The organism is Streptomyces sp. NPDC015532, assembly GCF_043078065.1.
Classification (GTDB): domain Bacteria; phylum Actinomycetota; class Actinomycetes; order Streptomycetales; family Streptomycetaceae; genus Streptomyces.
The window spans coordinates 26694-51358 of record NZ_JBIBSY010000004.1 but is presented as its reverse complement, the minus strand read 5'-3'; the positions used below and the strand labels follow the sequence as shown (position 1 = coordinate 51358).

General features: G+C 70.7%; 20 protein-coding genes. 10 read left to right on the top strand and 10 right to left on the bottom strand.

Annotation, left to right across the window (positions count from 1 at the left end):
• Nucleotides 1-145: 145 nt before the first annotated feature.
• Nucleotides 146-1642, bottom strand: a complete 1497-nt coding sequence (locus ACF07B_RS14680; protein ID WP_392179235.1) for an oligopeptide:H+ symporter — start codon at nt 1640-1642, stop codon at nt 146-148.
• A gap of 526 nt (nt 1643-2168) precedes the next feature.
• Between ACF07B_RS14680 and ACF07B_RS14675 the strand changes: the two genes are divergently transcribed.
• Both ACF07B_RS14675 and ACF07B_RS14670 read left to right on the top strand, forming a co-directional pair.
• Nucleotides 2169-2846 carry a response regulator transcription factor gene (locus ACF07B_RS14675; protein ID WP_018566970.1) on the top strand — a complete coding sequence of 226 codons (678 nt, stop codon included), beginning with the start codon at nt 2169-2171 and terminating at the stop codon, nt 2844-2846.
• A gap of 208 nt (nt 2847-3054) precedes the next feature.
• Nucleotides 3055-4338 (top strand): ATP-binding protein, encoded by a 1284-nt coding sequence (locus ACF07B_RS14670; RefSeq protein WP_369481264.1) that lies wholly within the window; start codon nt 3055-3057, stop codon nt 4336-4338.
• 47 nt (nt 4339-4385) lie between these two features.
• Here the strand turns inward: ACF07B_RS14670 and ACF07B_RS14665 are convergent, their stop codons facing one another.
• On the bottom strand, nt 4386-4931 hold the full coding sequence (locus ACF07B_RS14665) for a GtrA family protein (RefSeq protein ID WP_369481263.1): 546 nt from the start codon (nt 4929-4931) through the stop codon (nt 4386-4388).
• Between the two features lie 208 nt (nt 4932-5139).
• Between ACF07B_RS14665 and ACF07B_RS14660 the strand changes: the two genes are divergently transcribed.
• The 3 genes from ACF07B_RS14660 to ACF07B_RS14650 are packed head-to-tail and all read left to right on the top strand — an operon-like array spanning nt 5140 to nt 8029.
• Complete coding sequence (locus ACF07B_RS14660) at nt 5140-6300, top strand: 5-(carboxyamino)imidazole ribonucleotide synthase (RefSeq protein ID WP_369481261.1); 1161 nt, start codon at nt 5140-5142, stop codon at nt 6298-6300.
• Complete coding sequence (gene purE / locus ACF07B_RS14655; RefSeq protein ID WP_151471261.1) at nt 6297-6821, top strand: 5-(carboxyamino)imidazole ribonucleotide mutase; 525 nt, start codon at nt 6297-6299, stop codon at nt 6819-6821. The genes ACF07B_RS14660 and purE overlap by 4 nt, the downstream gene beginning before the upstream one ends.
• A gap of 5 nt (nt 6822-6826) precedes the next feature.
• A complete protein-coding gene (locus ACF07B_RS14650) occupies nt 6827-8029 on the top strand; it encodes a dipeptidase (RefSeq protein WP_369481260.1) in 1203 nt (400 codons plus the stop codon).
• A 172-nt stretch (nt 8030-8201) separates the two neighbouring features.
• On the opposite strand, the gene ACF07B_RS14645 is transcribed toward ACF07B_RS14650, so the two are convergent.
• Nucleotides 8202-8561: a VOC family protein gene (locus ACF07B_RS14645; RefSeq protein ID WP_362408609.1), complete on the bottom strand. Its 360-nt coding sequence runs from the start codon at nt 8559-8561 to the stop codon at nt 8202-8204.
• An 87-nt stretch (nt 8562-8648) separates the two neighbouring features.
• On the opposite strand from ACF07B_RS14645, the gene ACF07B_RS14640 reads away from it, so the two are divergent.
• Nucleotides 8649-8813 carry a hypothetical protein gene (locus tag ACF07B_RS14640; protein WP_392179547.1) on the top strand — a complete coding sequence of 55 codons (165 nt, stop codon included), beginning with the start codon at nt 8649-8651 and terminating at the stop codon, nt 8811-8813.
• A 157-nt stretch (nt 8814-8970) separates the two neighbouring features.
• Here the strand turns inward: ACF07B_RS14640 and ACF07B_RS14635 are convergent, their stop codons facing one another.
• Nucleotides 8971-10314, bottom strand: coding sequence for a UDP-glucose/GDP-mannose dehydrogenase family protein (locus ACF07B_RS14635; protein WP_369481259.1), 1344 nt, complete (start codon nt 10312-10314; stop codon nt 8971-8973).
• Nucleotides 10315-10505: 191 nt separating this feature from the next.
• On the opposite strand from ACF07B_RS14635, the gene ACF07B_RS14630 reads away from it, so the two are divergent.
• Entirely contained in the window at nt 10506-11663 is a 1158-nt protein-coding gene (locus tag ACF07B_RS14630) for an acyl-CoA dehydrogenase (RefSeq protein ID WP_369481258.1), read from the top strand.
• Nucleotides 11664-11808: 145 nt separating this feature from the next.
• Here ACF07B_RS14630 and ACF07B_RS14625 read toward each other — a convergent pair whose 3' ends face one another.
• Nucleotides 11809-13110 (bottom strand): LCP family protein, encoded by a 1302-nt coding sequence (locus ACF07B_RS14625; protein ID WP_369481256.1) that lies wholly within the window; start codon nt 13108-13110, stop codon nt 11809-11811.
• Between the two features lie 118 nt (nt 13111-13228).
• On the opposite strand from ACF07B_RS14625, the gene ACF07B_RS14620 reads away from it, so the two are divergent.
• On the top strand, nt 13229-13777 hold the full coding sequence (locus tag ACF07B_RS14620; protein WP_369481255.1) for an acyl-CoA thioesterase: 549 nt from the start codon (nt 13229-13231) through the stop codon (nt 13775-13777).
• A gap of 193 nt (nt 13778-13970) precedes the next feature.
• Here the strand turns inward: ACF07B_RS14620 and ACF07B_RS14615 are convergent, their stop codons facing one another.
• Entirely contained in the window at nt 13971-15335 is a 1365-nt protein-coding gene (locus tag ACF07B_RS14615) for an LCP family protein (protein ID WP_392179234.1), read from the bottom strand.
• Nucleotides 15336-15639: 304 nt separating this feature from the next.
• Here ACF07B_RS14615 and ACF07B_RS14610 point away from each other — a divergent pair, with 304 nt between their 5' ends.
• On the top strand, nt 15640-16671 hold the full coding sequence (locus ACF07B_RS14610; protein ID WP_329300042.1) for a glycosyltransferase family 2 protein: 1032 nt from the start codon (nt 15640-15642) through the stop codon (nt 16669-16671).
• Between the two features lie 188 nt (nt 16672-16859).
• Here ACF07B_RS14610 and ACF07B_RS14605 read toward each other — a convergent pair whose 3' ends face one another.
• The 4 genes from ACF07B_RS14605 to ACF07B_RS14590 form a co-directional block, all read right to left on the bottom strand.
• Nucleotides 16860-18554, bottom strand: coding sequence for an LCP family protein (locus tag ACF07B_RS14605; protein ID WP_392179233.1), 1695 nt, complete (start codon nt 18552-18554; stop codon nt 16860-16862).
• Nucleotides 18555-18878: 324 nt separating this feature from the next.
• Complete coding sequence (locus tag ACF07B_RS14600) at nt 18879-20648, bottom strand: LCP family protein (protein WP_392179232.1); 1770 nt, start codon at nt 20646-20648, stop codon at nt 18879-18881.
• Nucleotides 20649-20894: 246 nt separating this feature from the next.
• On the bottom strand, nt 20895-22169 hold the full coding sequence (locus ACF07B_RS14595) for an LCP family protein (RefSeq protein ID WP_392179231.1): 1275 nt from the start codon (nt 22167-22169) through the stop codon (nt 20895-20897).
• Nucleotides 22170-22365: 196 nt separating this feature from the next.
• On the bottom strand, nt 22366-23121 hold the full coding sequence (locus ACF07B_RS14590) for a TIGR03089 family protein (protein WP_362408046.1): 756 nt from the start codon (nt 23119-23121) through the stop codon (nt 22366-22368).
• 128 nt (nt 23122-23249) lie between these two features.
• Between ACF07B_RS14590 and ACF07B_RS14585 the strand changes: the two genes are divergently transcribed.
• Nucleotides 23250-24650: an N-acetylmuramoyl-L-alanine amidase gene (locus ACF07B_RS14585; protein ID WP_392179230.1), complete on the top strand. Its 1401-nt coding sequence runs from the start codon at nt 23250-23252 to the stop codon at nt 24648-24650.
• Nucleotides 24651-24665 lie beyond the last annotated feature (15 nt).

The following is a 24665-nucleotide window of genomic DNA, read 5'->3' as shown; positions in this document are numbered from 1 at the left end:
TCCCGCCGGGCCCGCGGCACCCGCTCCCCGCCCCCCGCGGCCCGTGCCGGGGCCCCCCCCCCCGGCCGCCGGCGGCCCGGCCAACGGGGGGGGGGCCCCCCCCCCCGGGGGGGCCCCCCCCCCTCGCCATGGCCCGTGACCGACGTCAGTGGACGCCGCCCATGAGCTGCTTGACCTTCTTGCGGTACATCCACACCGCGACACCGGCGATCACGGCGAGCGTGGCCTCCAGGGCGACGATGCCCGTCTTGTTGAGGTCGACCTCGGCGATGGAGAGCAGACCGGTCGTGGCGTCACCGGCGGTGACGGCCAGGAACCAGACACCCATCATCTGGGAGGCGTACTTCGCCGGAGCCATCTTCGTGGTCACGGAGAGGCCGACCGGGGAGAGCAGCAGCTCACCGACGGTCTGCACGAAGTAGATCGCCACCAGCCACATCGCGGCCGCCTTGTGACCGCCCTCGGCGATCGTCAGCGGGGCCAGGAAGAGGAAGAACGACGCGCCGACCAGGATCAGACCCGAGGCGAACTTCGTCGCCGTGCTCGGCTCCTTGCCGCGCTTGTTCAGCCACAGCCACGCCCAGGCGAAGACCGGGGCCAGCGCCATGATCATGACCGGGTTGACGGACTGGTACCAGGAGACCGGGAACTCCCAGCCGAAGATGGTGTTCTTGGCCGACTCGTCGGCGAAGATCGACATCGTCGAGCCGCCCTGGTCGTAGATCATCCAGAAGACGGCCGCGGCCACGAAGAACCAGATGTACGCGGACATCTTCGACTGGTCGGCACGGTCCAGGGACTTGTCGCGCTTGATGCGCCCGATGACCATGACCGGGATGACCAGGCCGGCGATGATGATCGGGACCAGCAGCCAGTTCAGCGTGTAGTGGCCCGAGAAGCCGACGATCGCGTAGAAGACGACGGCGACAGCGGCCCACAGCGCGGACTTGCGCAGCGTCTTGGACTTCTCCTCGGCCGTCAGAGGCGTGGGGACCTCGTGCGAGCGGGCGCTGAGGTGACGGCCGCCGAGCAGGTACTGGATGAGACCCAGCGCCATGCCGAGCGCGGCGAGGGCGAAGCCCAGGTGCCAGTTCACGTTCTCACCGACGGTGCCGATGATCAGCGGAGCGGCGAAGGCGCCGAGGTTGATGCCGACGTAGAACAGGGTGAAGCCACCGTCACGGCGCGGGTCGTCCGGGCCGTCGTAGAGGTGGCCCACCATCGTGGAGATGTTGGCCTTCAGCAGACCGGAACCGATCGCCACGAGGCCGAGGCCCGCGTAGAAGGTTCCGGAGGAGGGCAGAGCCAGCGTGAGGTGGCCCAGCATGATGATCAGACCCGCGACGGCGACCGTCTTGCGGGGGCCGAGGACGCGGTCGGCGAACCAGCCGCCCGGCAGGGCGAGCAGGTACACCAGGGAGAGGTACACCGAGTAGATCGCGGTCGCGGTGGCCGCGCTGAGGTGCAGACCGCCCGGTGCCACCAGGTACAGCGGGAGCAGTGCCTTCATCCCGTAGTAGGAGAAACGCTCCCACATCTCGGTCATGAAGAGAGTGGCCAGTCCGCGGGGGTGGCCGAAGAAGGTCTTCTCGGAGCCGGAGATTCCCGGAGTCGCCGAGTCCTTCGTCAGGCTGGACGCCATTTCGATCCTTGCTGGTCGGGACGCGCGGTTGGGGGGTCCCCTCGCTCACGGGGAAACCGAGAGCTCGGGGGAATTGCGCGCCCATGGGGGGCGGCCGGCACCGGCGGGATACGGCGTCCGTCCCCACGCCCACGGGGAGTCCGCTCCGGAAGTACCGGAGCGGCGGACGGCGACCACCGGGATCCACGCCCGTCACGCGTCAGCGTGTCCGGGCCCGGCCACAGGTCTTTCCTTCAAGGCTGGCTGTCACCAGCCCGCACACAGAAGAGACCTTCAGCATCAAGTTCGAGCCAAAGGTCCCGATGTGGTGCAACAGGCGTTCGGTCACCTTACGACATCACAATGCCCCATATGGAAGGACTTGAGATATGGATCACAGGCGATCATGGAACCGTGAGCGATCTTTCGAAGGTCTCATCAACGATCTCATCCCACACCCACAGGTAAGAAACACCCGGACGGAGGGTGTGAATCACCAAGGCGGATCACTGCCCGGGCGTACTCCGCGGCGGACTACCATCACCCCATGACCCGTGTACTGCTCGCCGAGGACGACGCGTCCATCTCGGAGCCGCTGGCCCGTGCCCTGCGCCGGGAGGGTTACGAGGTCGAAGTCCGCGAGGACGGCCCCACCGCGCTCGACGCCGGAATGCAGGGCGGTGTCGACCTGGTCGTCCTGGACCTCGGACTGCCCGGCATGGACGGCCTGGAAGTCGCCCGCCGGCTGCGCGCCGAGGGCCACACCGTGCCCATCCTCATCCTCACCGCGCGCGCCGACGAGGTGGACACCGTCGTGGGCCTCGACGCGGGCGCCGACGACTACGTCACCAAGCCGTTCCGGCTCGCGGAACTCCTCGCCCGGGTACGGGCCCTGCTCCGGCGCGGCGCCGCCGAACCCCAGCAGCCGCCCGCCACCCACGGCGTACGCATCGACGTCGAGTCGCACCGCGCCTGGATGGGCGACGAGGAACTCCAGCTCACCGCGAAGGAGTTCGACCTCCTGCGGGTCCTCGTCCGGGACGCCGGCCGCGTCGTCACCCGCGACCAGCTCATGCGCGAGGTCTGGGACACCACGTGGTGGTCCTCCACCAAGACCCTCGACATGCACATCTCCTGGCTGCGCAAGAAGCTCGGCGACGACGCGGCGAACCCCCGCTACATCGCGACGGTACGAGGCGTCGGCTTCCGCTTCGAGAAGAGCTGAGGCCTCACGGGAGACTCCACTCCCGGAGGGGGCCGGGTCCCGAAGGGGCCGCGGCCCGGCCGGTCCGGCCGGCGACGGAGAACCCGCGCCCCGGACCGGTGACCCGCTCGGCGACGGAAAACCCGCGCGCCCGGACCGGTGACCCGCTCGGGCCGGAGCGGCGAACGTGCACACTGGTCCCGGTACAGCCATCTGCCCGGAGGGCCCCGTGCGTCGCCGTCTGATCCAGTCCACCCTCGCCGTCGTCCTCGTGGTGATCGCCGTCTTCGGGGTCTCCCTCGTCATCGTCGAGACCCGCACGATCAGCAACAGCGCCCAGGAGCGTGTGGACTCCGAGGCGCTGCGCCTGGCCAGCATCGTGGACAGCCGCATCCTCGGCGACGAGAACATCTCCGGCACGACGTTCAAGAACCAGGTCACCGACCGGCGCTACGCCGTGATCAGGATTCCGGGCCGCGACCCCATCGAGGTCGGCAACCAGCCCACCGGCGACGTCATCCAGTACACCGCCAAGGGCGAGTCGGGCGAGACCGTCACCGTCCAGGAGCCCCGCTCCTCGGTGACCAAGGAAGTCGGCCGCACGCTCCTGGTCATCGGAGCCGTCGCCCTGCTCGCGATCATCGCCGCCGTCCTGCTCGCCGTACGCCAGGCCAACCGCCTCGCCTCCCCCCTCACCGACCTCGCCGAGACGGCGGAACGGCTGGGTTCGGGCGACCCCCGCCCGCGGCACAAGCGCTACGGCGTCCCCGAGCTCGACCGGGTCGCCGACGTGCTGGACAGCAGCGCGGAACGCATCGGCCGCATGCTCACCGCCGAGCGCCGCCTCGCCGCCGACGCCTCCCACCAGCTGCGGACACCGCTCACGGCGCTCTCCATGCGTCTGGAGGAGATCACCCTCACCGACGATCCCGACACGGTGAAGGAGGAGGCGACGATCGCGCTGACGCAGGTGGAGCGCCTCACGGACGTGGTCGAGCGCCTGCTCACCAACGCCCGCGACCCGCGTACCGGCTCCGCCGTCTCCTTCGACCTCGACGAGGTCATCAAGCAGCAGCTGGAGGAATGGCGCCCGGCCTACCGCAGCTCCGGCCGCGCGATCGTCAGCTCCGGCAAGCGCCATCTCCAGGCGGTGGGCACCCCGGGCGCGGTCGCCCAGGTCCTCGCGGCACTGATCGAGAACTCCCTCATGCACGGCGGCGGCACCGTCGCGCTGCGCACCCGTGTGACCGGCAACCAGGCCGTCATCGAGGTCACCGACGAGGGCCCCGGCGTCCCCACCGACCTCGGCGCCCGCATCTTCGAGCGCACCATCAGCGGCCGCAACTCCACCGGCATCGGTCTCGCCGTCGCCCGCGACCTCGCGGAGGCCGACGGGGGCCGTCTGGAGATGCTCCAGGCCCAGCCGCCGGTCTTCGGCCTGTTCCTGTCCCGCACCCCGCACAAACGCCCGCCCCGGCTCGCCGAGGACGACGAGGAGCGCACGGTCAGGTAGAGCGGAGGGGCAAGCGGAGGGGCGGTCGGCCGGAGGGGGCGGACCGCTCAGTTCACGCGGGCCCGCGGACGGCGCGCCTCGGGCTCGGGCTCCTCGTCCAGGAACGATTCGGCGCTGGCCACCGCCTCGCGGGCGGGAAGCGCCCGGAACACCCAGGTTCGGTACGACCAGAAGCGGAAGAGCGTCGCGACGCCGATGCCGATGAACTTGAAGACGTTGCTCTGCAGCGGGGTGTCCCAGCCGAAGCCGTACGTCGCCGCGTACAGAACACCGTTCTCGATGACCAGGCCCACCACGCTGAACAGCAGGAACAGCGTCAGTTCCTTGGTGCGCCCGCCCTTGTCGCGGTCCCGGTAGGTGAAGTAGCGGAATCCGACGTAGTTGAAGACGATGGACACGACCGTCGCGATGACGCTGGCCCGCACGACCTGCAGGCCCGTGAGATGGCGTACGAGGTTGAACACGAGCAGGTTGACGAGCAGCCCCGCACCGCCCACCGCGCCGAACTTGGCGACCTCACGGAAGAGCAGGTCGAAGCGGCGCCGAACCGCGCTGCGAGGCCCGGCTTGAGGCCCCGATGTAGCACTGTCCATGGTGTCGCCAGCCCCCGTCGGTGGGTCTTGTCGTGTGCCGCGCGGTGAACGCGCGATGGAATACGCCAACCAGCCCATGCTAACCAGCGCCCCCGCGCGGTGCCTGTGCATGTGCTCACAGGTAAGAAAAGACGCGGTCACCGGAAGGGAAAATCGGGCGAATCGCCGCGGAAATCGGCCACTGTGGCGCGGCCGATACTCTTGGAGCGTGACGTTCCCGGTAGTCGGCATGGTCGGCGGGGGTCAGCTCGCTCGTATGACACACGAGGCGGGCATCCCGCTCGGCATCAAGTTCAAGCTCCTCAGTGACACTCCGCAGGATTCCGCGGCGCAGGTCGTCGGCGACGTGGTCGTCGGCGACTATCGCGACCTCGGCACGCTGCGTGACTTCGCGCGGGGGTGTGACGTGATCACCTTCGATCACGAGCACGTCCCCACCGAGCACCTGCGGGCCCTGGAGGCGGACGGCATCCCCGTCCGCCCGGGCCCCGACGCGCTCGTGCACGCCCAGGACAAGGGCGTCATGCGCGCGAAGCTCGACGCGATCGGCGTGCCGTGCCCACGACACCGCATCGTGACCGACGTCGCGGACGTGGCCGCGTTCGCGGCGGAAGGCCTCGCCGAAGGGGAGGAGGGCGACGGCTTCCCGGTCATCCTCAAGACCGTCCGCGGCGGCTACGACGGCAAGGGCGTCTGGTTCGTCCGCTCCCTGGAGGAGGCCGCCGACCCCTTCCGCGCGGGCGTTCCCGTCCTCGCCGAGGAGAAGGTCGACTTCGCGCGGGAGCTCGCCGCGAACGTCGTCCGCTCCCCGCACGGCCAGGCCGTCGCGTACCCCGTCGTCGAGTCCCAGCAGGTCGGCGGCGTCTGCGACACCGTCATCGCCCCGGCGCCCGGCATCGCCGAGGAGCTGGCCCTGGAGGCACAGGAACTGGCGCTGCGCATCGCCAAGGAACTCGGGGTCGTCGGGCACCTGGCCGTCGAACTCTTCGAGACCCGCGACGGACGCATCCTCGTCAACGAACTGGCCATGCGCCCGCACAACTCGGGCCACTGGACCCAGGACGGCGCGGTCACCTCCCAGTTCGCCAACCACGTCCGCGCGGTCCTGGACCTCCCGCTCGGCGACCCGCGCCCGCGCGCCCGGTGGACGGTCATGGCGAACGTCCTCGGCGGCGACTACCCCGACATGTACTCCGCGTACCTGCACTGCATGGCCCGCGACCCGCAGCTGAAGATCCACATGTACGGCAAGGACGTCAAGCCCGGCCGTAAGGTCGGCCACGTCAACACCTACGGCGACGACCTGGACGACGTCCTTGAGCGCGCCCGGCACGCAGCCGGCTACCTGAGAGGCACGATCACCGAATGAGCCCCGTTGTAGGCATCGTCATGGGTTCGGACTCCGACTGGCCGGTCATGGAGGCCGCGGCCCAGGCGCTGGACGAGTTCGAGATCCCCTACGAGGTGGATGTCGTCTCCGCGCACCGCATGCCCCACGAGATGATCGCGTACGGCGAGCAGGCCGCGGAGCGCGGGCTCAAGGCGATCATCGCGGGCGCCGGCGGCGCGGCCCATCTGCCGGGGATGCTGGCGTCCGTCACCCCGCTGCCCGTCATCGGTGTGCCCGTCCCGCTCAAGTACCTCGACGGCATGGACTCGCTGCTCTCCATCGTGCAGATGCCGGCCGGCGTACCGGTGGCGACCGTCTCCGTCGGCGGCGCCCGCAACGCGGGCCTGCTGGCCGCCCGGATGCTCGCCGCCCACGACGAGGAACTCCTCGGCCGGATGCGGGAGTTCCAGCAGGAACTGAACGACCAGGCCACCGAGAAGGGCAAGCGGCTGCGCGCCAAGGTCGAGGGCGCCGCCGGCGGCTTCGGCTTCGGGAAGTGACGCGGATGTCCTCGTCCTCCGAGTCCTCCCTGCCCTCGCTCGACCGTGCCCGGGCCCTGCTCGACGAGTTCCCGATCGTCGACGGACACAACGACCTCCCCTACGCCCTGCGGGAACAGGTCCGCTACGACCTCGGCGCCCGTGACATCGCCGCCGACCAGAGCGCACACCTGCACACGGACCTGGCCCGGCTGCGCGCCGGCGGCGTCGGCGCACAGTTCTGGTCGGTGTACGTCCGCTCGGACCTGCCCGGCGCCCTCACCGCCACGCTGGAACAGATCGACTGCGTACGGCAGTTGATCGACCGGTATCCGGCGGACCTGCGGGCCGCGCTGACCGCCGCCGACATGGAGGCGGCCCGCGCCGAGGGCCGTATCGCCTCCCTCATGGGCGCGGAGGGCGGTCACTCGATCGACAACTCCCTCGCCGCCCTGCGCGGGCTGTACGCGCTCGGGGTCCGCTACATGACCCTCACCCACAACGACAACATCGCCTGGGCGGACTCGGCGACGGACTCTCCCGTGGTGGGCGGCCTGTCCGCCTTCGGCCGTGAAGTCGTACGGGAGATGAACCGCGAGGGCATGCTCGTGGACCTCTCGCACGTGGCGGCGACGACCATGCGCGACGCGCTCGACACCTCCGTCGCGCCGGTGATCTTCTCGCACTCCTCGGCCCGCGCCGTGTGCGACCACCCGCGCAACATCCCGGACGACGTGCTGGAGCGGCTGCCCGCCAACGGGGGAGTCGCGATGGTGACGTTCGTGCCGAAGTTCGTCCTCCAGGCGGCGGTCGACTGGACGGCGGCGGCCGACGAGAACATGCGCGCCAACGGCTTCCACCACCTCGACACCACCGCCGAGGGCATGAAGGTCCACCGCGCCTTCGAGGAGGACAACCCGCGCCCGATCGCCACGGTCCCGACGGTCGCCGACCACCTCGACCACATGCGCGAGGTCGCCGGAATCGACCACGTCGGCATCGGCGGGGACTACGACGGCACGGCGTTCACCCCGGCCGGTCTTGACGACGTCTCCGGCTATCCGAACCTGATCGCCGAGCTCCTCGACCGTGGCTGGTCGTCCACCGACGTGGCCAAGCTGACCTGGCAGAACGCCGTGCGTGTGCTGGGCGCGGCGGAGGACGTGTCCCGCGACCTCCGGTCCCGCCGGGCACCGTCGAACGCGACGCTGGAGCAGCTGGACGGCTGAGGGGCGGCCTGTTGAAGGCCCGCCGTTCTCGGCTCACCGATCACGGAGCCACGGGCTCCGGCCCACGAAGGCGTCCGGGCCCACCGCCCGGACGCCTTCGGCGTGTCCCGGACGGATCGCTCCTTCGCGAGGATCGCCGCCCGGGAGGGCCGACCGCCGCCGGATGCCGCGTTCAGCAGGCGCAGAGGCAGAACGGGTGCCCGGCCGGGTCGGCGTACACCCGGAACGAACGCGCCCTGTCCTCGGTGTCCAGCGGCCTCGCGCCGAGCGCCAGCACGCCCTTCTCCGCCACGTCCAGGTCCTCGACGGCCAGGTCCAGATGGAACTGCTGCGAGCCGTCGGGCGAGGGCCAGCGCGGCGGTACGTACGCGGGTGACCCCTGGAACGCCAGCTTCCGGCCGCCGGGCACCTCCAGGTCGACCCAGTCGGTCTCCTCCGTGATGGTGCCGCCCAGCACCCCCGCGTAGAACTCGGCGAGCGCGAGCGGGTCGGGACAGTCCAGGACGACGACGTCCAGTTCGGCAAGAGCCATGAATTCCTCCGTGGGATCTCCAGCAACACCGACGCGTTGCCCGTGAACCGGTCCAAGAGGTAACGGTTACCCCATGCTCCCGCAAGCATGAATGACCGAGCGTCCGCGCCCGGCGGCCTGGCCCTGGTGAACACCCTGGACATCGAGGCGGGCGCCGACTCCCTGGCCGGGAGCCGGACGCAGTCCGGTGGTCTCCGGTCATCGCACAGCGAAGTGGTGCAGAATGCAACCGGCGCCGGTCCGGCCGACTGAGCCTCGGCCGGACCGGCGTCCCGCCCTCCGCCCGGCCCGGTGCCCGACCTGGAACCTGCTCTTCCCGCGGCCCGGAATCCGGGCCTGGGAGCCGGCCCGGTGTGCCGTCCGGGGACGGAATCCGTGGCCCGGGCGGGGTCCAGCCGCCCGTAGGGGCTCAGGCGGTGGGGCGGCCCATCGCTCGGTACGTCCAGCCGGCGCGGCGCCACGTCTCGGGGTCCAGCGCGTTGCGCCCGTCCAGCAGCACCCGGGACGTGACCGCCTCGCCCAGCACCGCCGGGTCCAGCTCACGGAACTCGCGCCACTCCGTCAGGTGCAGTACGACATCGGCCGCCCGTACGGCCTGCACGGCGGAGTCGGCGTACCCGAGCGTCGGGAAGAGCCGCTTGGCGTTCGCCATGCCCTTCGGGTCGTACACGGTGACCTGGCCGCCCTGGAGGTGGATCTGCCCGGCGACGTTCAGCGCCGGGGAGTCGCGCACGTCGTCCGAGTCCGGCTTGAAGGTGGCGCCGAGCACGGCGACCCGCTTGCCGAGGAACGAACCGCCGCCGAGCGCGTCGCGGGCCATCTCCACCATCTGCCCACGGCGCCGCATGTTGATGGTGTCGACCTCGCGCAGGAAGGTCAGCGCCTGGTCGGCGCCCAGCTCACCGGCGCGCGCCATGAAGGCACGGATGTCCTTGGGCAGACAGCCGCCGCCGAAGCCGATCCCAGCCCGCAGGAACTTCTTCCCGATCCGCTCGTCGTGCCCTATCGCCTCGGCCAGCTTGACGACATCGCCGTCGGCGGCCTCGCAGACCTCGGCCATCGCGTTGATGAAGGAGATCTTGGTGGCGAGGAAGGAGTTCGCGGACGTCTTCACCAGCTCGGCGGTGGGGAAGTCGGTCACGACGAACGGCGTGCCCTCGGCGACCGGCGTCACGTAGACCTCGCGGAGCAGCTTCTCGGAGCGCTCGCCGCGCACGCCGACCACGATCCGGTCGGGGTGCAGCGTGTCGTTCACGGCGAAGCCCTCGCGCAGGAACTCCGGGTTCCAGGCCAGCTCGGCGTCCGCGCCCGCGGGCGCCAGCTCGGCGAGCCGCGCGGCCAGCCGCTCCGCCGAGCCGACCGGCACGGTGGACTTGCCGACGACGAGGGCGGGACCGTGCAGATGCGGGGCCAGCGACTCGAAGGCCGCGTCGACGTACGACATGTCGCAGGCGTACTCGCCGTGCTTCTGGGGCGTGTTCACACACACGAAGTGGACGTCGCCGAAGGCGCCGACCTCGGCCCAGTCCATGGTGAAGCGGAGCCGGCCCGTGGAGCCCTCGATCCCGGCCACGTGCTTGCGCAGCAGCTCCTCGAGACCGGGCTCGAACATCGGGACCTCGCCCCGCTGGAGCATCTCGATCTTCTCCGGCACCACATCGAGCCCGAGAACCTCGAAGCCGAGCTCGGCCATGGCCGCGGCGTGGGTGGCGCCGAGGTAGCCGGTGCCGATCACGGTGATCTTGAGGGCCATGGATGCTCCTGAGGTGTGCGGCGCGTAGGTGCGCGCCTGAGCATAGTCGGGGCTTCGGGGAGCGCTTTCACCGGCGGTTTTCCCCCTGTCGCCAAGGTCACGTATCCGTCCTGCGGGCAGGCCCTTAAAATTTGTGTTACTTAACGGTAGTTAGCGCCGCCAGCACAGCACCTTTTGGAGCGTGAGAGACCTTGGCCGGATCGGCTGATTTCGACCTGTACCGCCCGTCCGAGGAGCACGACATGCTCCGGGACGCGATCCGCGCGCTGGCCGAGGCGAAAATCGCGCCGTACGCCGCCGCGGTGGACGAGGAAGCCCGCTTCCCGCAGGAGGCGCTGGACGCCCTGGTCGCCAACGACCTGCACGCGGTGCACGTCCCCGAGGAGTACGGCGGCGCGGGCGCCGACGCCCTCGCGACGGTCATCGTGATCGAGGAGGTGGCCCGCGTCTGCGTGTCCTCCTCCCTGATCCCCGCGGTGAACAAGCTGGGCTCGCTGCCGGTGATCCTCTCCGGCTCCGAGGACCTGAAGAAGAAGTACCTGAGCCCGCTCGCCAAGGGCGACGGGATGTTCTCGTACTGCCTCTCCGAGCCGGACGCCGGTTCGGACGCGGCCGGCATGAAGACGCGGGCCGTCCGCGACGGCGACTACTGGGTCCTGAACGGCGTGAAGCGCTGGATCACCAACGCGGGCGTCTCCGAGTACTACACGGTCATGGCGGTGACCGACCCGACGAAGCGCTCCAAGGGCATCAGCGCGTTCGTCGTCGAGAAGTCCGACGAGGGTGTCTCCTTCGGTGCCCCGGAGCGCAAGCTCGGCATCAAGGGCAGCCCGACCCGCGAGGTCTACCTCGACAACGTGCGCATCCCGGCCGACCGCATGATCGGCGAGGAGGGCACCGGTTTCGCGACCGCCATGAAGACCCTGGACCACACCCGCATCACCATCGCGGCCCAGGCCCTCGGTGTCGCCCAGGGCGCCCTCGACTACGCCAAGGGCTACGTCAAGGAGCGCAAGCAGTTCGGCAAGGCGATCGCCGACTTCCAGGGCATCCAGTTCATGCTCGCGGACATGGCCATGAAGATCGAGGCCGCCCGCCAGCTCACGTACGCGGCCGCCGCCAAGTCGGAGCGCGGCGACAAGGACCTCACCTTCCAGGGCGCCGCCGCCAAGTGCTTCGCCTCGGACGTCGCCATGGAGGTCACCACGGACGCGGTCCAGCTCCTCGGCGGCTACGGCTACACCCGCGACTACCCGGTCGAGCGCATGATGCGCGACGCGAAGATCACGCAGATCTACGAAGGCACGAACCAGGTCCAGCGCATCGTGATGGCGCGCAACCTGCCGTAGTACGCCCCAGGCGGCACCGGATCGCGGACCGGTGATCGCCGGTGAACGGCAGAGGTGGGAGGCACCCCGGGGTGCCTCCCACCTCTCGCGTTTCCGCGGCGGGCCGGGACGGGTCAGGTCGCCGGCGACGCCGTTCGGTGGCGGGTCAGTTGCCCGACACCGTGACCTTCTCGTCGTTCTTGAGCTCGTTCACCAGCGTCTTGACCTTCGCCTTGTCCCAGACGAGGTTGCCGCCGGCGGAACCGGAGATCGGCATGTTCATGGACGTGCCGTCACCGCTGGTGACGCCCTTCATGGCCCAGAACATGTCGGCCAGGTCCCACAGGCTCATGTCCTTGTCGACGACCAGCGAGTCCAGACCCGCACCCATCGTCGGGTAGAGCTTGAACGGGTTCAGGACCGTCGAGGGGGTCGCGACCTGGTGGGCCAGGGCGGCCAGGAACTTCTGCTGGTTCTTGGTGCGCTGGAGGTCCGAGGCGGCGAAGGCGTGCCGGGTACGGACGAAGGCGAGGGCCTGCTCGCCGTTCAGCGTCTGCTTGCCCGCCTTGAAGTCGGCGCCGGAGTACTTGTCCTTGAAGCCCTGGTCGAGCGTCATCTCGACACCGCCGACCGCGTCGACGATGCCCGCGAACCCGGCGAAGCCGATCTCCACGTAGTGGTCGATGTGCAGGCCGGTGTTGTACTCGATGGTCCTGACCAGAAGCGTGGGACCGTCGAACGCGTAGGCCGCGTTCAGCTTGTTCGGGCCCAGCGGGCCCTTGATCTTGCCCGACTCGGAGCCCTGGAACTTCGGGATCGTGACGTTCGAGTCACGCGGCAGCGAGAGCAGCGTGGAGCCGTTGCTGCCGGTGTGCAGGATCATCATCGAGTCCGTGCGCTTGCCCTCGGCGGAGCCGGTGTGCAGCTTCTTCTTCTCCTCGGCGGACATGCCGGCGCGGCTGTCGGAACCGACGATCAGATAGTTCGTTCCCTCGCCGGTCTCCGGCCGGTCTATGACCTTGGAGAGATCCACGTCACGGTGGAGCTTGGAGTCGGCCCAGAAGTACGTTCCGACGGAGACCACGACCATCGCGGTGACCAGCGTGATCGCGGTCCACTTGATCCGGCGCCGCCAGTTCGGCGCGGGGCGCCGGGGATAGGCGTCACCGCCGCCGCCGGGGCCCTGCGGACCGCCGGGCCCGTTGCCGTACACGTGGCCGGTGTTGTAGCCGGAGTCGTACCCGTTGTCGTAGCCCTGGCCCTCGTCGTGGCCCTGGCCGTCGACGTACGAGGGCTGCCGGGGCACCCCGGCGCCGTACGGCGGCGCGCCCTGGCCCGGTGCGGGTGCGGCGGGTCCACGACGGACCTGGCGCATGACGCGGGCGCTCTCAGGCTGTGCGCCTGCGCTGCCGCGTCCGTAGCGATCGCTGCGGTTGTCGTCGGACCACCCGTCGGGCCAATCATTCATGCCGACCAGTGTGCCGCTCTCCACCAGGCGTCTTACAAGGGAGCCGGGAGATCTGGGTCACGCCTGTTGCAGAGCTGATGCAAAAAGACCGCCACGCGCCCGGCATAAGGTGGAGGACATGACAGATCAGGCCCCCAACCCGGAAAACGACATCCCGGGCAAGCCGACCTCCGCGTCCCGGACCACCCTCAGCCACATCATGACCCACAACGACACGAACCTTCTGGGGTCGGTGCACGGTGGCGTGATCATGAAGCTCGTCGACGACGCGGCGGGCGCCGTGGCGGGGCGGCACTCCGGCGGGCCCGCCGTCACCGCCTCGATGGACGAGATGGCCTTCCTCGAACCCGTTCGCGTGGGTGACCTGGTCCATGTGAAGGCCCAGGTCAACTGGACCGGACGGACCTCGATGGAGGTCGGTGTGCGGGTCCTGGCCGAGCGCTGGAACGAGTCCACCCCGCCTCAGCAGGTCGGTTCGGCCTATCTCGTCTTCGCCGCCGTGGACGGCGACGGCAAGCCCCGCCGGGTGCCGCCGGTCGTCACCGAGACCGAGCGTGACGAACGCCGCTTCCAGGAGGCGCAGATCCGCCGCACCCACCGGCTGGCCCGCCGCCGCGCGATCATGGACCTCCGCGAGAAGCGAGCGGCGGAAGGCCTCGACGACTAGGACCGCCCTGCCCCCCGGATCATGCGGCGGGACGCGGCACCGGCACCGGGTACGGACGAGGGCCACGGACGCGGAGCAGGGGGCGGACGCGCGGCACGGCGCCGGCGGAGTCACTCCGGCGCCGGGTGGGTGCACGTCGCGAGGGCGATGACGGACCGGGGGACCCGGCCGAGGGACTCCGCCGGTGTCCGGGTCAGGGGCACACCACCTGGTCTCCCGTGATCACCCCGGACTCGCCCTGAGCGGGATCCTCGGCCCGCACCCGCGTCACCCGCTTGAAGTCGGCACCGGCGATCACCTTCAGCAGCGGCCCCTGCCCGGGGACCGCGCGCAGCTCGGCGCCGGGCAGCGCGGTGGCGAGGGACTTCGCCGAGCGGTCCCAGCGGGGGTCGTACGCGACGACGGTGCGCCGGACGTGGGGGTCGCGGGCCGTCGTGGGCCGGCCCGTCGTCCGGAAGCCGGTGGCGGCGAGCGCGCCGTCGACCCGCTTGCCGAGACCCGTCGTGGAGGTCCCGTTCTCGATCTGGACCCGGATCTGCTGCGGGGCCACGGCCACCCGGACGGCCCGGGGCCGTGGCGCCCGGGGCGCCGCGAGCGGCTTGTCCTCGCGCAGCTCCTGGAACAGCTTCCGCGCTTTCGGCTCGTCCCACTTCAGGGTCGAGCCGATGCCCTTCACGGGGTAGGCCATCTGTCCGATCGGCACGGTCGTGAACTCGGACGAGGACGGGGAGAAGTTCCGCATCGCCCGGCCCAGGTCCAGCAGCTCGTCCGTGCCGAACCCCTTGTCGGCCCGCACGGAGCCCAGCACCGCCCGTGTCACGTCCCGGAACTTCATCGGGTTCAGCAGCACCCCGGAGGACGTGGCCTGGGAGGCGAGCGAGGCCAGGAAGCGCTGCTGGCGCTTCATCCGGCCGAGGTCGGAGGAGCCGTCGGTGTGCCGGGACCGTACGTACTGAAGGGCCTGTCCGCCGCCCAGCAGATGCGGGCCGGCCGCCAGGTCGAGGCCGGTGTACCGGTCCTTCAGCGGTTGCGCGGTGCAGATACGGACGCCACCGAGCACGTCGACGGTCTTCATGAAGCTGGTGAAGTCGACCTCCAGATAGTGGTCGATCTTCACGTGGGTCATGTTCTCGACGGTCCGCACGGTCAGGGTCGGGCCGCCCTCCGCGTACGCCGCGTTCAGCTTGAGGGGGTGCGGGGTGTGCCGCCTGCCGGTGACCTCGTCGGTGTGCGCGGGCACCTCGGCGTAGGAGTCGCGCGGCAGGCTGACGATGCTGGCGCGCTCCCGGTCCTCCGAGATGTGCACGATCATGACGGTGTCGGTGCAGTGGCAGGGCGCGCCGCCGAGCCGGTACTTCCGCCGCTCCGCCTGGGTGATCTTCTCCCGGCCGTCGGTGCCGACCATCAGCAGATTCATGCCGTGGCCGCCCTCGGGCCGGTTCTTCATGTCCTTGAACGGGTCGACCCGGGCGATGTCCGCGTCCAGGCTGCTCAGCACCGCGTGTCCGATGCCCGCCGAGGCGAGGACCACCACGGAGACGGTGGTCAGCGCCCGCATGGCCCAGCGTGGCCTCCTGCGCCGTACGGGTCGTACGGGCCGTCCGTCGGAGCGCCGGACGGGGCGCCGTGCGGGAGACGGCCGCGGGGGGCGCTGAGGGCGGACGGGGGAGCGGGGCGGCGTGGGCAAGGGGGACACCTCCGCGAGGCTGGACGGGGGAGGGAAGCGTTCCGCGGGGCCGGACGGAGCCGCGTTCCGCTGGCGTGGGGATCCGTGTGCACGGTAGGCCCATACGATCTGCGGCCCGGTCCTTACGCCGGGCGGCGCGCGACCGTGTCCCCCGTTCGCGGTAACGTGAGCTCCAATGAGCGAGAAGTCTGACGTGCGGTCCCCCGCCGTTTCTGTGATCATGCCCGTCCTCAACGAGGAGCGGCATCTGCGCGGGGCCGTCCAAGCGATCCTGGCGCAGGAGTACGACGGCGAGATGGAGGTCGTGATCGCCATCGGTCCCTCAACGGACCGGACGGACGAGATCGCCGCCGAACTCGTCCGTGAGGACCCGCGCGTCCATACGGTGCCGAACCCGACCGGGCGCACGCCCGCGGCCCTGAACGCCGCGATCAAGGCGTCCCGGCATCCCGTCGTCGTGCGCGTCGACGGGCACGGCATGCTGTCCCCGAACTACATCGCCACCGCCGTACGGCTCCTGGAGGAGACCGGCGCGCAGAACGTCGGCGGCATCATGCACGCCGAGGGCGAGAACGACTGGGAGCACGCCGTCGCCGCCGCCATGACGTCGAAGATCGGCGTGGGCAACGCCGCCTTCCACACGGGCGGTGAGGCGGCCCCGGCCGAGACCGTGTATCTCGGGGTGTTCCGGCGCGAGGCGCTGGAGCGGCAGGGCGGTTACAACGAGGAGTTCATCCGCGCCCAGGACTGGGAGCTGAACTTCCGGATCCGTGAGGCCGGCGGGCTGATCTGGTTCTCGCCCGAGCTGAAGGTGTCGTACCGCCCGAGGCCGTCCGTCAAGGCGCTGGCCAAGCAGTACAAGGACTACGGCCGCTGGCGGCACGTCGTCGCCCGCTACCACGAGGGCTCCATCAACCTGCGCTACCTCGCCCCGCCGACCGCCGTCTGCGCGATCGCGGCGGGCCTGGTCGTCGGCGCGGTGCTGACTCCGTGGGGCCTGATCGTCCCGGCCGGCTATCTCGCGGCCATCGGGCTCGGTTCGCTGCCCGCGGGCAAGGGGCTGCCGGCGAAGGCCCGGCTTCAGATCCCCGTGGCCCTCGCGACGATGCACATGTCGTGGGGCTGGGGCTTCCTGACGAGCCCCAGGTCCCTGGCGAAGAAGGTGATCGCGTCCCGGCGGCCCGCGGTCGTCGGCGCGACCCGCTGAGACGGCATGGGGGAGGGGCCGCCCCGACCCGCTGAGGCGGCACGAGGGAGGCGCCTCCCCGACGTTCGGGCAGATGCGTACGCCCGAGCCGACGAGGGGGCCCTGATCCCCGCGCGGGCCGCCCACCGCACATGAGTCGGGCCCCTCTCGCCTTCGAGAGGGGCCCGACCGCCGTTCGCGGCGCGGTCCTACGACCAGGTGTAGTCCGGGTTGACGTGCATGCAGGCGCTGGTGTCCGAGCCCTTGTCGAGCTTCGCGGACTCGGGCGCCGAGTCGTCGTCCTCGGGTGCCTTGTACGTCGTGCCGTCCCGCCAGTCGGCGCCGACGACGAGCGTGACCCCGGAGACGTCCGCCGACTTCTCCACCGCGTGGCTCGACATCCCGAGGGCCTTGGCGACCCGCAGGGCGTCGCCCTCCAGATCGGCGCTCGGGTAGCGGATCACCGTGGCCGCCTCGGCGGTCACCGTCGACGGGTCGGCCTTCGCCTGCGTGAATCCCTCGCCGACGAGCAGCTCGCTCACCGCGCTGGCGCGTCCGGACACCGGGGCCAGCGTGCTGGTGCGGGTGCCGTTCCGCACCAGCACGGCGATCTTGTCGTCCGCCGCGGCCGGGTCCGAGGAGGTCTTCTCCGCGGTCTTCTTCTTGTCCTTGCCGTCCAGCGCGATGTCCTCGCGCAGCAGCCGCCAGACCTTGTCCGCGTCCGCCGGCTTGGGCAGGACCCGGTTGCCGTCGCTGGAGTACACCCACGGCATCGTGGTCATGGTGATGCGCTTGGTCGGGACCTTCTTCAGCTCTTTGCTGAGGTCGTAGAGCTTGGTGACCGAGCCAAGGCCCTGGTCGACGGTCAGCGCGCTGGTGGCCGTCTCGGCGAGACCGCGCAGCTTGCCCGGGTTGCTCAGCGTGGCGTTCTCACGGAGCTGGCGCACCATCGAGTTCATGTACTGGTGCTGGGCCTTGGTCCGGCCGATGTCGCTGCCGTCCTCGAAGCCGTACCGCGTGCGCAGCCACTGCAGGGCCTGCTTGCCCTTGACGGACGTCGTGCCCTCCTCGAGCTTCAGTCCGGAGCCGTGACCGGTGGAGGTGTGCGAGTAGATGTTGGCGTCCACACAGACGGGGACGCCGCCGATCGCGTCGGCCATCGACACCACACCCGCGAAGTCGACCATGATGAAGTGGTCGATGTGGATGTCGGTCAGCTTCTCCCAGGTCGCGACCGTGCAGCCGGGGCCGCCGCGGCCCAGCGAGTCGTTCGTCATCGTCAGCGACGAGCTCGCGGCGTAGGTCTTCCCGGTTTCCGTGTCGGTGCAGTTGGGTATCCGCAGCAGGGTGTCGCGCGGCATGCTCACGACCGACATGTTGGTGCGGTCCGCGGACAGGTGCAGCAGCATCTGGACGTCCGCGCGGGCCGGGGTGTCGAAGGTGTCCTTGGCGCCGCCGAGCTTCTGGTTCTCGGTGGAGTTCCGGGCGTCCGAACCGATCAGGAGAATGTTCAGCGGGGTCTGGCCCGCCGCGTTCGGTTTCGTCTTGGCGGCGCGGTCCTTCGCGTCGCCGATGTTCAGGTCTTCCCGCTTGAGGTTGTTGTTCAGGTGCCGGTAGTAGAGATAGCCGGCACCGGCGGTGCCGAGTATCAGGACCGACAGCACCATCGCCGACCAGCGCAGTATTCGGCGTCTGCGCCGGGGGCGGCCCGTGATCCCGTGCCGTCCGTCGTCGTCCCCGCCGAGCGGACCCCGCTCCTGCGGGCCGAGCGGCCCGGTGCCGTCGCCGTCCGCCGTCCGGACGGCGTCGCCGCCCTCCTCGTACACGCTGTCGTCCCAGCCCAGTTCGCCGGCTTGCGGGACACGTGGTCGTGCTCCCTCCCCGCGCACACTGCTTCGCGCCATCTCCCAGCCTCTCCCCACCCAGCGCCTGACAAACGGGTCCGTCGGGCGTGGGGGGGGGGGGGGGGCCCCCCCCCCCCCCCCCCCCCCCCCCCCCCCCCCCGCCCGCGGCCCCCCCCCCGGGGGGGGGGGCCCCCCCCCCCCCCCCCCCCCCCCCCCCCCCCACCCACCCCGCCCCGGCCCCCCCCCCCCCCGGCCCCCCCCCCCCCCCCCCCCCCCCCCCCCCCCCCCCCCCGCCCGGGGGGGGGGGGCGCGCCCGCCCCCCCCCCCCCCCCCCCCCCCCCCCCGCCGCTCGCGCCCTGTAGGACGCCTGACGGACCCGTTAGGTCACTTCGCGCACACCGTTTTGTCCGCCGTGGACTTCTCCACGTCCGGCGCCTTCGTCGCAGCGGTCAAAGGCACTCCGGCGCCCTTGAAGTCCTTGCCCAGGGTCAGCACGATCGCGGGCAGCCCCTGTGAGTTCTTCTCGCTCTCGCCGGGCTTCATCGCCGAGCCGGACAGCCCCATGAGATCCGCCAGCTTGCGTGCCTGGTCGGCCTGGTCGGGAGAGTACTCCAGGGTCGTCTTGCTCAGCGGTGCGTCGGCGTTGCCCAGCTGGCTGGACTTGAGCACGCCCTCATCATTCTGCAGCCAGTTAAGAGTTTCCTGTGCGGAGCCGGACACGGCACCGCCGTTGTAGATGTCGACGCGGATCTCGGACGCGGCGGAACGGGAGCCCTTGAGGCGGGCGGCCACCGCGGCCTTCTCCTTCTTCGCCTTCTGCTTCACGGCGCTGAAGGAGACGTCGTTCTTGATCGCGTCGAAGACCGCCGGGGCGGTGTTGGGGTTGGGGACGACCGTGGCGTGCACCGTCTCGGCCGGGTTGTCTATCACCGGAACCGTGGTGAAGGTGATGTTCTTCGGCGGCACCTTCTTCAGCTCCAGGGCCATGTCCTTGAGCGTGCCGACGCTGCCGATGCCGGTGTCCACGGTGAGCGCCTTGGTGGCGGCCTCGGCCAGCTTGTACAGCTTGGTCGGGCTCGTGAGGGTGTCGCTGGAGCTCATCTTGCGCATCAGGGAGCCCACGAACTGCTGCTGCACCTTGATGCGGTCGAGGTCGCCCTGGTTGCCGAAGCTGTGCCGGGTGCGCACGAAGGCCAGGGCCTGCTCGCCCTTGATGGTGTGCTCGCCGGCGGAGAGCTTGAGGTGCGAGTCGGCGTCGTCGACGTTCTTGGCGAGACAGACGTCGACCCCGCCGACCGCGGTGGTCAGCGTCTTGACGGCGTTGAAGTCGGCCATCATGAAGTGGTCGACCGTGATGCCGGTGACCGCCTTGACCGTGTCCATCGTGCAGCCGGGGTTACGGCCCTCCTGGCCGAGGCTCGTGTTGAAGCGGACACCCTCCGAAGGCTTGATGACCTTCTCGGTGCCGTCCTCCTGCTTCGACCGGCACTCGGGGATGTCGACGATCAGGTCGCGCGGAATGCTCATCGCGGTCGCGTTCGTCCGGTCCTTGGCGACGTGCAGCAGGATGTTCGTGTCCGCGTGGCCGACGCTGTTCTTGTCGCCGTATCCCGAGTTGCCCGCACCGGTGCGCTTGTCGGTGCCGATGATGAGGATGTTGAAGGCCTCGTCCTTGCTGAAGCCGTCCTTGGCGGAACTGCCGACGTCCTCGGTCTGGACATTGCCCTCGAGGTGCTTGAGGTAGGCGTACGCGGCGCCCGAGACGGCCACCAGGACCAGCGCCATGGTGCCGCCGGTCCAGAGCAGTATCTTCTTCGCCTTCGACTTCTTGGGCGGCCTGTTGCGGCCGCGTCGGCGCCCCGGCAGGGGTTCCGGCGGCTCGGCACGCCGTCGGCGCGGCCCCGGCACGTCGGGGCCGGGCACCTCACGGTCCCGTCCCGGTGCGTCACGGTCCCTGCCCGGTGCCGCGCGGTCCCGGCCCGGCGCGCTTCGGGTGCGCGTCGCCGCGGAGGGTGCGCCCCTCCGCGGCCGCGGCACTCCCGATTGCGCTCCGGAAGGGGGCAGTCGCAGTTCGTATTCACCGGTGTTCGGGTTGAGCACCCACTGGTCTGCGGGGTCGATGTCGTCCGCCCGCCCACGGCCTTGCGCGTCCACGGTTGTCTGAATCCTCCGTCGGGGCCACGCGGCGCCTTTTCCCCCTCAAAAGGCGCTCGGGTCTCGGTCAAGCAGTGCGCGACCTCCAGGACGGACCTCGTGGCCGGGTGCACCGGATCGCTCACACTATCCGCCCAGTTCAGCGTCCAGCGACGGCCGTGACAAATTCAACTTCCCTACAACCGGGCAATCCGCCCCATTTTTCGAGACTTCTTAGCTCAGCTGTTCCCCGCCTTGGTGTGCGCTTTACCCGCAGGCGTCCTGTGCCGCCGTGTTGCCTCGGAAAGTCGGGGCCGGATCGGGTGTGCCGGAGAGACGCGCGACCCCTATTGACGTCGACATTCCGTGACCGTCCGACTTCTCTTCGTCATCGCGGAAGGATTTCCCGTACAGGCTTACGGAATGCGGGGCCTGGCCCTGGGCGGGGCGCGTCGGCGGCTCCTTCGCGACCACGACGGGCTTGTCCGCGCGCAGCCGCTTGAAGAGCCGGGCCGCCGCGGGCTCCACGAGCTGATCGCGGTTGGCGTTGAGGACGTAGGACGTCCGGGGCACGGTCAGGAACTGGATGCTGTCCGTGGGGATGCCGCGCAGGCCGCGGGCGAGGTCGTACAGGCCGCGCAGGCTCGCCAGCCCCGGGTCGGTGGTCAGCGACGAGGTGGCCGCGTCCAGTACCGGGTACAGCTTCGCCGGATTGAACAGGACGTCGTCGCTGCGCACCTTGCTGATCAGCGCGCCGAGGAACCTCTGCTGGCGGTCCATCCGGTCGGTGTCGCTGCCGTTGCCGATGCTCTTGCGGGCGCGCACGTAGCCGAGCGCCTGCTCGCCGTTGAGGACGACCTTGCCCGCGGGCAGCCTCAGCTTCGCCGCCTTGTCGTCGATCGGCTCGCGCAGGCACACCTCGACGCCGTCCACCGCCTCGACCATGTCCTTGAAGCCATGGAAGTCCACCACCATGTGGTGGTCGACGCGGATGTTCGTGAGCTTCTCGACGGTCCGGATCGTGCAGGCCGAGCCGCCCACCTCGAAGGCGTAGTTGAACATCGCGAACATGGGGTCGGTGCGGGTCCCGTCGGGGCGCCGGCAGCCCGGCACGTCCACCATCAGGTCGCGGGGCAGCGACATGGCGGTCGCGCTGCGCCGGTTCGCCGCGAGGTGCAGCAGGATCGTGGTGTCGGACCGTTCCGTCCCCGAGTCGCGGCCGTACTTCTTGTTCCCGGCCCCCGAGCGCGAGTCGGACCCGATCAGCAGGATGTTCTGCGCGTCGCGCACGAGCGCGGTGGGCCGTTCCCTCTCGTACCGGGCGAGCTCGGCCGCCGTGTCGTTGTCGGCCGTGATGTTCCCGTTCAGTTTCTCGTACGCGGCCCAGCCGACCGCCACGGCGCCCAGGACCACCACGGCCACCCCGGTCGCCGTCCAGCGCAGCCAGCGCCGCCGCCGGCGACCTGCCCCCGCCCCTGTGGGCGACGCTCCCGGCCCCGGCTCCTCGGGGCTTCCGGACGGAGTGCCATCGGTGTCGGTCACGTCGGGACCACCACCCCTCATGGCGTACGAACGGGTCCGGCTGCTCCTACGACCATGTCCCGGCGCGGCGGGTGAGGGGGGCCGGTGATGGGCCGAACGGGGGACGCCCCGGCGCGCACGGCACTCCGCGGGGGCCCCGCCGGGAGGCGGACACCCCTTGTCGGGCGGTCCCGTCGGCCGGTTTCGACGGCCCGTCTCAACGGGCCGTCGCGGTCACCCGCTCGCTCTCGATCCGCCGGGCGAGCGCGTCGTCGCCCAGCCCGTCGAGATGGCGGCACAGCACCACGGACCCGCCGGTCGCCAGCGGCGCGTACAGGCCCGCGGCCACGCCCTCCCAGGTGTCGTACGAGAGCGCCGACAGGATGCGTGAACCGGGTCCCGTCAGATCCAGCCCCGGGGCGTCGGCGCGGGCCTGTTCCACGACCTCCGCGCCCGTGTACGCGGCCCCTGCGACGATCAGTGCCCGATCCTCCGGGTCGACGGGCGCGTACGGCGCGAAGCGGTCGCCCTGGCTCGGCACCTCGACGGCGTAGTCGGCGTATCCCGCGGGCGGCGTCGGGAAGCGGCGGCCGAGCGGCGCGAGCGAGAGGGCGACGCGCTCACCGGAACAGGCGAGCCCGGCGTCGAACCGGCCGGGGCCCGCGACGACATGGTCGGCGGCCGCCGGGTCACCGCCGAGATCCGCGACGACGCCCACCGAGGAACAGGCGAGCAGCCACACCGCCGTCTGCCAGTGCGCGGGCAGCAGCAGCGCGACCCGCTCGCCCGGCTCGGCGGACATCTCGCCCTGGAGCAGGTTGGCGGTCTTGGCCACCCAATTGGCGAAGGTGGCCACGGACAATTCGACCCGTTCGCCCGTCGCGTCGTCGTAGAAGGTCACCAAAGGACGTGCGGGGTCCTCGGAGAGCGCGGATCGCAGCAGGTCGGCAGGGGTGCGGTCGGTGGCTTTCACGCGCGCAAGCGTACGCGGGGACGCCGCGCGGCACGGACCGCGCGCGCCACCGGTTCGGCGGAGCGCGTCCGACGGCCCGTCAATTCCGCGATGGACAGATATGTATGACTATGTCCAGGATCAGGAGCATGCGTGGATTCCTTGCTTCCTCGGTCGGCGTCACCTGCGCGGCCGCACTCGCCCTTCCGCTGACCCTGCCCGCCACCCCGGCCGAGGCCGGGCCGTCGACGCTGACATCGGAGGCAGCCGCCCCCGGCAGCACCCAGTCCCTGCCCCTCGTCCCCCTCACCCGCAAACGGTCCCTCGGCCCGACCGCACAGACCCAGGGCCTCGCCCGCCGGAACGTACGGCCCTTCTCCCTGGTCGGCGTCGTCTGGGACGACCCGGACAGCGAGCTGAACGGCCGAGTCCAGGTCCGTACCCGGGCGGCCGGCACCGGCGACTGGTCGGACTGGCAGGACGTCGAGGCCCACAACGACGAGCACGCCGCCGACCCGGACACCGTCGAGAGCGCGTCGAGCCGGGTGCACGGCTCCACCGCTCCCCTGTGGGTCGGGAACTCGGACGGCGTCGAAGTCCGCGTCGAGCCGGAACAGGCGGCGCGGGACGCCGCGGAGGCTCCCGAGCCGGAGGAGGGCACCGGAGGCGGCCCCGAGAACAGGCGCGCGGCCGCCCCGGCGACGGCGTCGCTGCCCGGCGGCCTGCGCCTCGAACTGGTCGACCCCGGCGGGGATCCCCCGAGCCCGCAGGACCGGACGGCCGGGCGGGCCGGCGGCGCGTCCCCGGGGCTGCGCGCCAAGGCCGTGCCCGCGGGCGTGACGAACGGCGGCGGCACGAAGGCCACCGTGATCCCCGCACTCTCGCGGGAGGAGACCACGCGCACGTACTTCCCCGACGGGACGGCCCAACGGCGTGCGACGCCCTACATCGGCCCGCGCCCCCGCATCGTCACCCGGCACGGCTGGGGCGCGAACGAGAATCTGCGCGAACGCGGCTTCCTCTACACGAAGACGGTCAAGGCGGCCTTCGTGCACCACACGGCGTCGGGCAACAAGTACAGCTGTTCGCAGGTGCCTTCGATCATCCGCAGCATCTACCGCTATCACGTGGTGAGCAGCGGCTGGCGCGACATCGGCTACAACTTCCTCGTCGACAAGTGCGGCACCATCTACGAGGGCCGCGCCGGAGGCGTCGCGAAGGCGGTCATGGGCGCCCACACCCGCGGGTTCAACACGAACAGCATGGGGATCGCCGTGATCGGCACGTTCGGCGCCACGAAGCCGACCGACGCGGCGCTCAAGGCCATCTCCCGGCTCACGGCATGGAAACTCGGTCTGTACGGTGCCAATCCGCGTGGCAAGACATACCTGAAGTCGGCCGGTGGCAATCTCTACCGAAAAGGAAAGAACGTACGACTGAATGTGATCTCCGGCCATCGGGACGGGTTCGCCACGGAGTGCCCCGGACGGCTTCTCTACGGCAAGCTCGGCTCCGCCAGGACGACCGCGGCCCGCTACCAGGGGCGTTAGACCGCCCGCACGGCT